This is a genomic window from Pseudorhodoferax sp. (assembly GCF_047601025.1).
Lineage (GTDB): Bacteria > Pseudomonadota > Gammaproteobacteria > Burkholderiales > Burkholderiaceae_C > Pseudorhodoferax.
In genome coordinates this window covers 4251427-4263698 of sequence record NZ_JASGJZ010000001.1, presented here as the reverse complement: position 1 = coordinate 4263698, position 12272 = coordinate 4251427, and the positions used below count along the sequence as shown (strand labels likewise).

Here is a 12272-nt window from a genome sequence, read left to right as displayed (position 1 = left end):
GCGTGTTCTCCTGTCACGCCGGCAGCAGGCCGGCGGCCGCCAGCGCGGCATGGATGCGCGTGGTCTCGGCATCGTCCAGCGGCAGCAGCGGCGGGCGCGGCGCCGGATGCCGCAGGCGGCCCATGAGCTTGAGCGCGGTCTTCATGCGGTTGTGGATGTCGAGGTAGGGCGCGCGGTAGAACACGCGGCACAGCGGCACCAGGCGCGCGTTCGCCGCGCGCGCCGCGGCCAGGTCGCCGGCCGACATGGCCTCGTGCAACGCGACCAGCAACGGCGCGGCCACGCTGCCCAGGCCCGACAGGATGCCGTCGCCGCCGTAGGCCAGCGAGGCCATGAGCCAGCTGTTGTTGCTGGTGAGCATCGCCATCGGGCGCGGCAGGCCGCGCAGCACGGCCAGCACGTCTTCGTACAGGTCGGGCGCGTCGCTGCCGTCCTTCACGCCGACGATCTGCGGCACCTCCTCGCACAGGCGCTGCACCAGCGCGGGGCTGAAGGCCTGGCCCGAGGTACGCGAGAGCTGGAACAGCACGATCGGCAGGTCGCTGGCGGCCGCCACCTCGCCGACGAAGCGGCGGGCCATGTCGGGCCGTGCCGCCGCGCCCTGGGCGAAGAGCGCGGGCGGAAAGAGCAGCAGGCCGCCGGCACCGGCGGCCGCCGCCTCGCGCGCCAGCCGGCAGGCGCCGCGCGGATCGTCGGCCACGATGCCGGCCACCACCGGCACGCCGCCCGATGCCTCGGCCGCGAGCGCGACGACGCGGCCGCGTTCGGCGAAGTCCAGCGAGGTGGTCTCGCCGGCATGGCCGTTGACGACCACCGCACGCACGCCGCGCGTGCCGGCCACGTCGGCGATGTGGGCCTGGAGCGCCGCGGCGTCGATGCCGCCGTCAGGCGTGAAGGGGGTGAGAGTGGCGGGCCAGACGCCGCCGCCGCAAATGCGCAAGGACATGTCGATCCATGGGTCGGTGAGGCTGTCAGTATGGAGCATCATTGCAATCGATTGCAATCAATATGACAATTATCCCGACAAGATTGTCATGGAATTGCGAAAACTCAACGGATAGAGCTAGCATAAAAATATGCAAACGATTGCAATCAACGCCCCATCCCGGGGCACATCCGGAAGTGCACCATGGCGGTGACGCTGCGCGACGTGGCGCGTGCCGCCGACGTTTCCGTGGCCACGGCATCGCGCGCCCTGGCCGGTTCGAGCCTCATCAACCAGGCCACCATGCGGCACGTGGTGCAGATCGCCGCTGCCCTGGGCTACCGCACCAACAACTTCGCCCGTGCGCTCAAGACCAAGAGTTCGCGCCTCATCGGCCTGACGGTCCACAACCTGGAAAACGCCTCCTTCCAGGTGCTGGCCTCGGTGGCCCAGGCCCGGATGCAGGCGGCGGGCTACCAGGTCATCCTCAGCATCAGCCGCGACGATGCGGCGCAGGAGAAGGAAATCCTGCGCACGCTGGTCGACCACGGCGTCGACGGCCTGATCGCCGTGCCCACCGGCGCCAACGGCGCCCAGCTGCTGGCGATGGAGCACGCCGAGATCCCCGTCATCTGCGCGGTGCGGCAGGCGGGCGCCGCGCCGCTCGAATCGGTGCTGGCCGGCGACCTCGACGGCGCCTACAACGGCACCCGGCACCTGCTGGAGCTGGGGCACCGGCGCATCGGACTGATCGTGGGCCCCGGCGAGACCACCTCCGGCAAGGAGCGCCTGGCGGGCTACCGCCGCGCCATGCACGAAGCGGGCCTGCCCATCGACCCGTCCCTCGTCCAGGCCGGCCGCTACCTGCCCGCCACCGGCGTCGCGGCGGCCAGCGCGCTGCTGTCGCTGCCCGAGCCGCCGACGGCACTGTTCGTCGCCAACCACGAATCGTCGGTCGGCGTGCTGCGCGTGATCGCCGAGCGCGGCCTGTCGGTGCCCCGGGACCTGTCGCTGCTGTTCTACGAAGACTCGCCCTGGTTCGAGTGGCAGCGCCCGGCCATCAGCGTGGTCGACAGCGGCGCGGCCGAAATGGCCAACCTGGCCGTGGATCGGCTGCTGCAGCGCCTGGGCGGCGTCTCCAACAGCGGCCGCGAATACCGCGTGGGCTCGCGCCTGATCGAGCGCGCGTCCTGCCTGAACCTGTCCAACTCCTGAATCGCATGCCTTACGTGGAAATCCTGGCGCCCCGCGCCGACACCGCCCGCAAACGGGAACTCGCCGGCGTCGTGACGCGCGGCATCGTCGACGGCTTCGGCGTCCTGCCGTCGACCGTGACCATCTACTTCCAGCCGGTCGAAGGCGCCGACTACGCCCACGCGGGCGCGCTGGGCCTGCCCGAAGCGGGCGGCTCGCGCGTGTTCGTGAAGGTGCACGCCTACCGGCGCAGCCCGCAGGAGCGGCGCGCCGTCGCCGCGGCCGTCACGCCCGCGCTGGCGGCCTGCTTCGATACCTCGAGCCCCAACGTTGCCGTGTATTTCCTCGACCGCGAGCGCGACGAAGTCGCGCACGACGGCCACCTCGCCAGCGACGAGCCGGCCTCCAGCACCGCCGACTGAATCCGACATGAGCCACTTCTACACCGACGACCAGATTTCCCTGCGCGACACCGCGCGCCGCTTCGCGGAGGCCGAGGTGCTGCCGCGCGCCGCCGCCATCGACCGCGAGGACCGCTTCGACCGCCCCCTCTACCGCGCCATGGCCGAGCTGGGCCTGTTCGGGACGAGCCTGCCCCAGGCCGCCGGCGGCTCGGGCTTCGACACCGTCGGCACCTGCCTGGTGATGGAGGAGCTGGCGCGCTGCAGCGGCGCCATCGGCAACGCCTTCGCGATCCCGGTCGAGGCGGCGCTGTTCCTGCACCACCACGGCAACGAAAGCCAGAAGGCGCTGATCCCCGGCATCCTCGACGGCTCCATCGTCATGGCCACGGCCATGACCGAGCCCGACTACGGCTCCGACACGGCCAGCATCACGACCTCGGCCAGGCGCACCGCCGACGGCTGGGTGATCAACGGCACCAAGGCCTGGGTCACCCTGGGCGGCGTGGCGGACCGCATCATGGTCTTCGCACGCACCGGCAAGGACGCGGGCCACCGCGGCATCAGCTGCTTCATGGTCGATGCCCGCCAGAAGGGCGTGAGCCGCGGCAAGAACGAGGAACTGCTGGGCATGCACGGCCTGGAGGACTGCCAGATCGTGCTGGAGGACGTCCTCGTGCCCGGGAACGCGCTGATCGGCGCCGAGAACACGGCCTTCAAGACCGCGATGGGCAACTTCAACTTCAGCCGCCTGCTGATGTCGTCCATGGCGCTGGGCATGGCCCAGGCCGCGATGGAGGACGCCGTGGCCTACGCCACCACGCGCAAGCAGTTCGGCGGCCCCATCATGGGCTTCCAGGCGATCCAGTTCATGGTGGCCGACATGTCCACCGACATCGCCGCCGCGCGGCTGCTGATCCACCACGCGGCGCGCCTGTGCGACGCCGGCCTGCCCTATGCCAAGGAAGCCGCGCACGCCAAGCTCTTCACCACCGACATGGCGATGCAGCACGTGTCGAACGCGCTGCAGATCCATGGCGGCAACGGCTACTCGCGCGACTACCGCATCGAGCGCCTGTTCCGCGACGTGCGCCTGGCGCAGATCTACGAAGGCACCAACCAGATCCAGCGCGTGATCATCGCGCGCCAGGTCGAGAAAGAACTGGCCTGAGGAGCGCCCCATGATCAGCTGCATCACAGCCGACGAAGCCGCGGCCCTCCTGCGCGACGGCGACTTCGTCATCACCGGCGGCAACGGCGGCTCCGGCGTGCCGGAGGCGCTCTTCGAGGCGGTCGAGCGCCGCTTCCTGGCCGGCCGGGGCCCGCACGCCATCACGCTCTTCCACGTCACCGGCGTGGGCGCGCTGACCGAAAAAGGCCTGTGCCGCTTCGCGCACCCCGGGCTGGTGCGCCGCGTGATCGGCGGCAACTTCGGGATGCAGCTGCCGTTCATCCAGATGATCGTGAACGACGAGGTGGAGGCGTACAACTTCCCGCAGGGCGTGATGACGCACCTGTGCCGCGCGATGGCCGGCCGCCAGCCGGGCGTGCTCACGCACGTGGGCCTGGGCACCTACATGGACCCGGCCCAGGACGGCGGCCGCATGAACGCGCGCACCACCGAGCCCTTGGTGGAGCGCGTGCGCGTGGCCGGCGCCGACTACCTCTTCTACCGCGCCCCCGGCGTGCCCAGCGTGGCGCTCATCCGCGGCACCTCGGTCGACGAGGACGGCTACGTCAGCATGGAGCACGAGGCCACCGCGCGCGAGGACCTGTCGATGGCGCAGGCCGTGCACAACGCAGGCGGGCTGGTGATCTGCCAGGTCGAGCGCCGCGTGCGCCGCGGCACGCTGCACCCGCACATGGTGAAGATTCCCGGCTTCCTGATCGACCACGTGGTGGTCGAGCCCGAGCAGTTGCAGACCTACACCACGCGCTACGACCCGGCCCGCTGCGGCGAGACGCGCCTGCCCTCCAGCGGCATCGCGCCCGACCCGATGGACGCGCGCCGCGTGGTGGCGCGCCGCGCCGCCTTCGAGCTGCGGCCCGGCGACGTGGTGAACCTCGGCGTCGGCATCTCGGCCATGATCCCCAACGTCGCGGCCGAAGAAGGCATCGACGAGCTGATCACGCTCACCGTCGAATCGGGCGTGGTCGGCGGCGTGCCGGGCCATGCCCGCGAGTTCGGCACCGCGGTGAACCCGCGCGTCATCCTCGACCAGGGCTACCAGTTCGACTTCTACGACGGCGGCGGCCTGAACTGCGCCTTCCTGTCCTTCGCCGAGGTGGATGGCCAGGGCAACGTCAACGTGACGCGCTTCGGCCGCCGCTACGACGGCGCGGGCGGCTTCATCAACATCACGCAGAACACGCAGCGCCTGGTGTTCAGCGGCTCGCTGACCGGCGGCGACGCCGACATCCGCGTCGAGGACGGGCAGCTCGCGATCCGCCGCGACGGCAAGTTCCGCAAGTTCGTGCCGGCCGTGGGGCAGATCAGCTTCTCCGGCGCGCTGGCGCGCCAGCGCGGCCAGCAGGTGACCTTCGTGACCGACCGCGCCGTGTTCGAACTCGAAGCCGACGGCATCGTGCTGACCGAGGTCGCGCCGGGCGTGCGGCTGAAGGAGGACGTGCTCGACCAGGTAGGCTTCGAGGTGCGCGTGAGCGCGTCGCTCAGGACCATGGACCCGCGCATCTTCCGGCCCGGCCCGATGGGCATGCACGCCGCGTTCGTCGCCCAGGCGCCGCGGCAGCGTGCGCGCCGGGCGGCCGGCCAGGAGGCCGCACGATGAACCCGTCGCACGAGTTGTGGTTCGAGGACGTCGTGGTGGGCACTGAGATGCGCAGCCCGCCGCACCGCGTGAGTGCGCAGGCGATCGCGCAGTTCTGCGACGTCACGCAGGACCACCATCCGCTGCACACCGATGCCGCCTATGCGAAGTCGCGCGGCTTCCCCGGCGTGATCGCGCACGGGCTGCTCGGCCTGTCGTTGATGGAGGGGCTGAAGACCTCCATGAAGCTCTACGAGAACAGCTCCATCGCCTCGCTCGGCTGGGAGGGCGTGCGCTTCGTGCGCCCCGTGGTGGCCGGGGACGAGGTGCATGTGCGCTTCCGCTTCATCGACAAGCGCCTGTCCGCGCGCGGCGGCCGGGGCGTCGTCACCGAGGCGCTGCAGCTGGTGAACCAGCGCGGCGAATGCGTCATCGAGGCGCAGCACGCGGCCCTGGTGGCGTGCCGCGAGACCGCAGCGCGCTGAGTCGATTCCCTCGACGCCCTGCGCCCCCGCTTGCCCGCTTTTTGCTTCTCCTGCTTTCTCAACCCTGCCCCGCCGCTTCATCATGAAACACACCCAACTCCTCGTCGGCCTCGTTCTCGGCGCTGCCGCCGCCGTGCCCGCGTTCGCGCAGAGCTGCACGCCCAAGGTGCCGGCCGACCACCTGGTCGCCGCGGGCAAGCTGCAGATGTCCGTCAACCCCACGCTGCCGCCGCAGCAGTTCGTCGACGAGAAAGGCGAACTGCAGGGCCTGAACGTCGAGCTGGGCAAGGCCGTGGCCAGGAAGCTGTGCCTGGAGCCCGTGTTCATCCGCATGGACATGCCGCCCATGATCCCCGCCATGCAGTCCGGCCGCTTCGACGTCATCAACACCGGCATGTTCTGGACCGAAGAGCGCTCCAAGCTCATGTACATGGTTCCCTACGCCCAGCAGGCGATGAGCATCTACACGGTGCCGGGCAGCAAGCTCAAGATCACCCGGTTCGAGGACCTCGCCGGCCACGTGGTGGGCATCGAGACCGGCACCTACCAGGAGCGCAAGGCACGCGAGTACAACGCGGCGATGGTCGCCAAGGGCGAGAAGACCATCGACTTCCGCACCTTCGCCACGGCATCGGAAACCACGGCGGCGCTGCGCGCCGGCCAGCTGGAGGCGGGCATCAACATCGACGAGACCGCCAAGGCCTTCGAGGAACGCGGCATCGCCAAGATCTGGGTCAGCGGCCTCAACGGCACCGACATCACGCTGGCCTTCCGCGACAAGACCACGGCCGAGGCGGCCGTCAAGGCCCTGGACGAACTGAAGGCCGAAGGCGTCTACGACCAGCTCTTCGACAAGTTCAAGATGACGCGCCTGCAGAACGTCAAGAACTTCGCCATCCGCGGCCCCGGCCCGGCGCCCAAGTAAACGCTCCGGGGACCGGCCGTGTTCAATGTCGACGCATTCCTGTCGTACCTGGTCAACCCGTACCTCCTGGGCGGCGTAGGCATCACGATCGGCCTGACGGTGACCACCATCGTCATCGGCCTGGTGCTGGCCCTGCCGCTGGCGCTGGGCAGCATGTCGAGCCACCGGGTGTTCAACGCCCCTGCACGCTTCTACGTGTGGGTGTTCCGCGGCACGCCGCTGCTGGTGCAGCTGGTGATCATCTACACCGGCCTGCCGCAGCTGGGCATCCGCCTGGACGTGCTCACCTCGGCCGTGCTGGCGCTGAGCCTGAACGAGGCGGCCTACCTGTCGGAGACCATCCGCGCGGGCTTCTCCGCCATCGCCAAGGGCCAGGTGGAAGCGGCCAAGGCGCTGAGCCTGTCGCGCGTGGCCACGCTGCGGCTGGTGACCCTGCCGCAGGTGATCCGCATCATCATTCCGCCGCTGGGCAACTCGGTGAACGGCCTGCTCAAGGCCACCTCGCTGGCCTCGGTGATCTCGATGGAGGAGCTGATGCGCCGCAGCCAGGTGCTGATGCAGATGAAGTTCGAGGTGCTGGAGCTGTATTGCGTCGCCGCCTGCTACTACCTGCTGCTCACGACCCTGTGGAACCTCGTGCAGGTGCGCCTGGAGCGCCACTACGGCAAGGGCTACGCGCCGCGCAGCACGAAGAAGGCGAACATCCCCCGCGCCGCGATGGCGCACTGAGAAGCTGTGAACCGCCGGCCGCGACCCACGATCCCCGAGTGCCCATGACCGACTTCGACCTCGTCATCCGCAACGCGCAGGCCGTGACGGCCAGCGACACCTTCCACTGCGACATCGGCGTGCGCGAGGGCCGCGTCGTCCAGCTCGGCCTGGGCCTGGGCCCCGGCGCGCGCGAGATCGACGCCGCCGGCCGCGCGGTGACGCCCGGCGGCGTCGACACGCACTGCCACCTCGACCAGCCGCAGGCGCCGCCGGTGCGCATGGCCGACGACTTCCTGACGGGCTCGCGCTCGGCCGCCTGCGGCGGGACCACCACGGTGATCCCCTTCGCGGCCCAGCACAGGGGCCAGTCGCTGCGCGATGCGGTGGACGACTACCACCGCCGCGCGGACGGCAAGTCCTGCATCGACTACGCCTTCCACCTCATCGTCAGCGATCCCACGCCGACGGTGCTGAAGGAGGAGCTGCCGGCCCTGATCCGCGAGGGCTACACGTCGTTCAAGATCTACATGACCTACGACGACATGAAGCTCGACGACCGGCAGATCCTCGAGGTGCTGGACGTGGCGCGCACGCACGGCGCGATGGCGATGGTCCATGCCGAGAACGCCGACTGCATCGCCTGGCTGACCGGCCGCCTGGAGGCCGCGGGCCGGACGGCGCCGCGCTACCACGCCCACGCGCGGCCGCTGCTGGTCGAGCGCGAGGCCACGCACCGCGCCATCGCGCTGTCGCAGCTGGTGGACGTGCCGATCCTGATCGTCCACGTCTCCGGCCGCGAGGCCGTCGAGCAGATCCGCTGGGGCCGCAGCCACGGGCTGCAGGTCTTCGCCGAAACCTGCCCGCAGTACCTGTTCCTCACGGCAGAGGACCTGGGCATCGACGACAGCTACCAGGGCGCGCGCTGCGTGTGCAGCCCGCCGCCGCGCGACCGGGCGAACCAGCAGGTGATCTGGGACGGCCTGGCCGACGGCCTGTTCACCGTGCTCTCGTCCGACCACGCGCCCTACGACTTCGACGGCGACGCGGGCAAGCACCCCGGTGGCGCGGAGGTGGCCTTCCGCCACATCCCCAACGGCATCCCCGGCATCGAGACGCGCATGGCCCTGCTATGGTCCGAAGGCGTGCTGGCCGGGCGCATCACGCCGCAGAAGTTCGTGGAGCTCACCGCCACGAATCCCGCCAAGGCCTACGGCCTGCATCCGCGCAAGGGCACCATCGCCGTGGGCAGCGATGCCGACCTGGTCGTCTGGGACGAGCGCGACTTCGTGCTGACCAACGGCCAGCTGCACCACGCCGTCGACTACACGCCCTACGAGGGCATGCGCCTGGCGGCCTGGCCGGGCATGACCATCGCGCGCGGCGAGGTGCTGTGGGACGGCCGCCGCTACCTGGGCGAAGCCGGCCGCGGGCGCTTCCTGCCCTGCGGCCGGCCGACGCTGCTGCCCGAACGCCGCCCGGCCGCCGGCCGCTGAGTCTTCGGCGGGCAGGCCCGCGGGCGCGCCGCGCTGCGCGGGCGAGCGAAAAGCGGCTCGCGGCTACGTGGGACTCGCCTGCACGCGCCATGCCGCCCGGCGCACGCGCCCTGTGCGTACGGGCCATGCAGGGCACCGACGCAGGTACGCGCATCCCGCGGAATGTCCGAACCCGGGGTCGCCCGGCTCCCAGCCCGCGCATGCCCCGACTCGCCGGCGGGCAGGCCTGCCGTTGGCCTGGAACAGCGCCTCGGCACCGTCGGTCGCCCGTCCGGGGACGGACCGGCAAACGCAGCGCGCATCGCCACGTGCAATGTCCACGATACGCTGCTCCTGGAGGCGAGGCTGAAGCCAGCCTGCGCCGACGCCATCGCCGCGCGCCGACCAATCGGGTCGACGCACCGGCCCTCCACGAGCGGGGACCGTCCGGGCCGTGCATCGGGGCTTTGCGATTGCCCCTTGGCCGGCACATCGTCGTGCTCCCAAGGACAATGCACCATTTTGGTTCCCCGTTTGCATCGCACCATGTCGTCGGCCACCTCCGCCCTCCTCCCATCGCCCGCCGCCTCCAGGCTCACCGACCGCAAGACGGTCTTCCTGCTGGCTATGTTCTGCTGCCTGCTCTGGGGCAGTTCCTACCCGGCCATCAAGGGCGGCTACGGACTGTTCGGCATCGCGGCCGGCGACATCCCGGCCAAGCTGGTGTTCGCCGGCTGGCGCTTCGCGCTGGCCGGCGCGGCGCTGCTGGCCTGGGCCACGCTGAGCGGCAAGCGCGTCGGCGGCTGGACCGGGCGCCAATGGAGCGGCTTCGCGCTGCTGGGCCTCTTGCAGACCACGCTGCAGTACGTGTTCTTCTACATCGGGCTGGCCAACACCACCGGCGTGAAGAGCTCGATCATGAACGCCACCGGCACCTTCTTCAGCGTGCTGCTGGCGCACTGGATCTACCACAACGACCGGCTCAGCTTCGGCAAGGCGATCGGCTGCCTGGTCGGCTTCGCCGGCGTCATGGTGGTGAACCTGGGCAGCGGCCTGGGCGGGCTGCTGCACCTGGATTTCACGCTGCTGGGCGAGGGCTTCGTGGTGATCGCCGCGGCCGTGCTGGCCGGCGCCAGCATCTACGGCAAGCGCATCTCGCAGGGCGTCGATCCCGTCGTGATGACGGGCTGGCAGCTCGCCGTGGGCGGCGGCACGCTGCTGCTGCTGGGCTACGGCCTGGGCGGCACGCTGCGGAACGTCACGCCGGCCTCGGCCACGCTGCTGGCCTACATGGTGCTGCTGTCGGCGCTGGCGATCTCGATCTGGAGCCTGCTGCTCAAGCACAACCGCGTGAGCCTGATCACGGCCTTCAACTTCATGGTGCCGGTGTTCGGCGCCGTGCTGTCGGCGCTGTTCCTGGGCGAGAGCATCCTGGAATGGCGCAATGCCGCGGCCCTGGTCATGGTCTGCATCGGCATCTGGCTGGTGACGAAGGAACCGCGCCGGCGCTGACGCCGCGCGGCGACCGGGGCCGTGGACACGACGCCGGTCCTGGTCCCGGCGGTCAGTGGTGCGGCGCCAGAGCCAGCAGCCGCCGTGTGCCCTCCAGCAGCGCGCAGGCCTGGTGCCGCTGCGCTTCGGGGAGCCCCGGCAAGGCAGGCTCCAGCATCTCGCGCACGGCCTGCGCCAGCTTCAGGTGCGTGGTCCATGCGCCATTGCGCCCATGCGGCAGGCGCATGCGCCGGGCCAATGCCAGGACCTGCTGCGCGGCGTCGAGGCGCGCCGGCGCACCCTGCGCGGGATCGGCGGCCGCGAGCCGGCCGCAGAACTGCAGCACGGGCGCGGCCTGGCCGATCCAGGCCGCCGCCGCGATGGCATCGGCCAGTTCGCCGCCATCCAGCCCTTCCGGCCGGGCGGCCAGCCGCTCGGCCCACGCCCGTGCCGCCCGGCGGCGCCCCAGCCGCACGCAGGCCTGCAGGATGCCCAGCTGCAGCTGCGCCGGGCGGGCCTGCCCGTCCGCCAGGGCCCCGCGGTAGACCTGCTCCAGCCGCTCCGTGCGGCCGCAGGCCAGCGCGGACGCCACCGCCTCGTCCAAGGCGGCCGCCATGCCCTATTCGTAGACCGGGAAGCGCGCCGTCAGCGCCGCGACCTGCTCCCGCACGCGCTGGAGGACTGCCGCGTCGTGTGGCGCGTCCAGCACGTCGGCGACCAGGTGGCCGACCAGGCGCGCCTCTTCCTCGCCGAAGCCGCGCGTCGTCATCGCCGGCGTGCCCAGGCGGATGCCGGAGGTGACGAAGGGCTTCTCCGGATCGTTCGGGATCGCGTTCTTGTTGACCGTGATGTGGGCCTCGCCCAGCACCCTCTCCGCCTCCTTGCCGGTGATCTGCTTGGCGCGCAGGTCCACCAGCATGACGTGGCTCTCGGTGCGGCCGCTGACGATGCGCAGGCCGCGCGCGATCAGCGTCTCGGCCAGCACCCGGGCGTTCCGGACCACCTGCTGCTGGTAGGCCTTGAACTCGGGTGCCATGGCCTCCTTGAAGGCCACGGCCTTGCCGGCGATCACGTGCATCAGCGGGCCGCCCTGCAGGCCGGGGAAGATCGCGCTGTTGATCTTCCTGGCGATCTCCTCGCTGTTGGTCAGCACCACGCCGCCGCGTGGCCCGCGCAGGCTCTTGTGGGTGGTGGAGGTCACCACGTCGGCATGCGGCACCGGGTTCGGGTAGACGCCGGCGGCGATCAGCCCGGCGTAGTGGGCCATGTCCACCATGAAACAGGCGCCGATCTCCCGGGCGACCCTGGCGAAGCGCTCGAAGTCGATGCGCAGCGCGAAGGCCGACGCGCCCGCGATGATGAGCCTGGGCCTGTGCGCGCGCGCCAGGGCTTCCATCTGCGCGTAGTCGATGTCTTCCCGCGCGTCGAGGCCGTAGGAGACGACCTTGAACCACTTGCCCGACATGTTCAGCGCCATGCCATGGGTCAGGTGGCCGCCCTCGGCCAGGCTCATGCCCATGATGGTGTCGCCGGGCTGCAGCAGCGCGAAGAACACCGACTGGTTGGCCTGCGAGCCGGAATTGGCCTGCACGTTGGCGAAGGCGGCGCCGTAGAGCTGCTTCAGCCGGTCGATGGCGACCTGCTCGACCACGTCCACGTTCTCGCAGCCGCCGTAGTAGCGCTTGCCGGGGTAGCCCTCGGCGTACTTGTTGGTCAGCTTGGAGCCCTGGGCGGCCATCACGGCGGGCGAGGTGTAGTTCTCCGAGGCGATCAGCTCGATGTGGTCTTCCTGGCGGCGGTCTTCCCGCTGGATGGCCGCGAAAATCTCCGGGTCGAGCCGGTCGAGGGCGTAGGAGGCGCGTTGGAACACGGGAAATCCTTCAAACGACAGTCCCGGCGC

Annotated in this window: 12 protein-coding genes; 9 read left to right on the top strand and 3 right to left on the bottom strand. The window is 70.6% G+C overall.

The annotated features are described in order from the left end of the window. Nucleotides 1–13: 13 nt before the first annotated feature. Nucleotides 14–946: a dihydrodipicolinate synthase family protein gene (locus QM782_RS19810; RefSeq protein ID WP_415204599.1), complete on the bottom strand. Its 933-nt coding sequence runs from the start codon at nt 944–946 to the stop codon at nt 14–16. Nucleotides 947–1129: 183 nt separating this feature from the next. Here QM782_RS19810 and QM782_RS19805 point away from each other — a divergent pair, with 183 nt between their 5' ends. The 9 genes from QM782_RS19805 to QM782_RS19765 all read left to right on the top strand — a co-directional run bounded on the left by QM782_RS19805 (nt 1130) and on the right by QM782_RS19765 (nt 10393). Continuing rightward, the gene (locus QM782_RS19805) at nt 1130–2140 is read left to right on the top strand and encodes a LacI family DNA-binding transcriptional regulator (protein ID WP_415204598.1); all 1011 of its coding nucleotides are present in this window, start codon (nt 1130–1132) and stop codon (nt 2138–2140) included. 5 nt (nt 2141–2145) lie between these two features. After that, nucleotides 2146–2541 carry a tautomerase family protein gene (locus QM782_RS19800; RefSeq protein WP_415204597.1) on the top strand — a complete coding sequence of 132 codons (396 nt, stop codon included), beginning with the start codon at nt 2146–2148 and terminating at the stop codon, nt 2539–2541. 7 nt (nt 2542–2548) lie between these two features. Further along, complete coding sequence (locus QM782_RS19795; RefSeq protein WP_415204596.1) at nt 2549–3691, top strand: acyl-CoA dehydrogenase family protein; 1143 nt, start codon at nt 2549–2551, stop codon at nt 3689–3691. A gap of 10 nt (nt 3692–3701) precedes the next feature. Then, nucleotides 3702–5309 (top strand): acyl CoA:acetate/3-ketoacid CoA transferase, encoded by a 1608-nt coding sequence (locus QM782_RS19790; protein ID WP_415204595.1) that lies wholly within the window; start codon nt 3702–3704, stop codon nt 5307–5309. Further along, on the top strand, nt 5306–5773 hold the full coding sequence (locus QM782_RS19785) for a MaoC family dehydratase (protein ID WP_415204594.1): 468 nt from the start codon (nt 5306–5308) through the stop codon (nt 5771–5773). Before QM782_RS19790 ends, QM782_RS19785 begins: the two co-directional genes overlap by 4 nt. An 82-nt stretch (nt 5774–5855) precedes the next feature. Further along, the gene (locus tag QM782_RS19780) at nt 5856–6698 is read left to right on the top strand and encodes an ABC transporter substrate-binding protein (protein ID WP_415204593.1); all 843 of its coding nucleotides are present in this window, start codon (nt 5856–5858) and stop codon (nt 6696–6698) included. A gap of 18 nt (nt 6699–6716) precedes the next feature. Continuing rightward, a complete protein-coding gene (locus QM782_RS19775) occupies nt 6717–7427 on the top strand; it encodes an amino acid ABC transporter permease (RefSeq protein WP_415204592.1) in 711 nt (236 codons plus the stop codon). Nucleotides 7428–7471: 44 nt separating this feature from the next. Then, nucleotides 7472–8902 (top strand): dihydropyrimidinase, encoded by a 1431-nt coding sequence (hydA, locus tag QM782_RS19770; protein WP_415204591.1) that lies wholly within the window; start codon nt 7472–7474, stop codon nt 8900–8902. 525 nt (nt 8903–9427) lie between these two features. Further along, the gene (locus tag QM782_RS19765) at nt 9428–10393 is read left to right on the top strand and encodes a DMT family transporter (protein ID WP_415204590.1); all 966 of its coding nucleotides are present in this window, start codon (nt 9428–9430) and stop codon (nt 10391–10393) included. A gap of 52 nt (nt 10394–10445) precedes the next feature. On the opposite strand, the gene QM782_RS19760 is transcribed toward QM782_RS19765, so the two are convergent. Both QM782_RS19760 and glyA read right to left on the bottom strand, forming a co-directional pair. Then, on the bottom strand, nt 10446–10988 hold the full coding sequence (locus QM782_RS19760; protein WP_415204589.1) for a hypothetical protein: 543 nt from the start codon (nt 10986–10988) through the stop codon (nt 10446–10448). Nucleotides 10989–10991: 3 nt separating this feature from the next. Beyond that, nucleotides 10992–12242 carry a serine hydroxymethyltransferase gene (gene glyA / locus QM782_RS19755; RefSeq protein ID WP_415204588.1) on the bottom strand — a complete coding sequence of 417 codons (1251 nt, stop codon included), beginning with the start codon at nt 12240–12242 and terminating at the stop codon, nt 10992–10994. Nucleotides 12243–12272 lie beyond the last annotated feature (30 nt).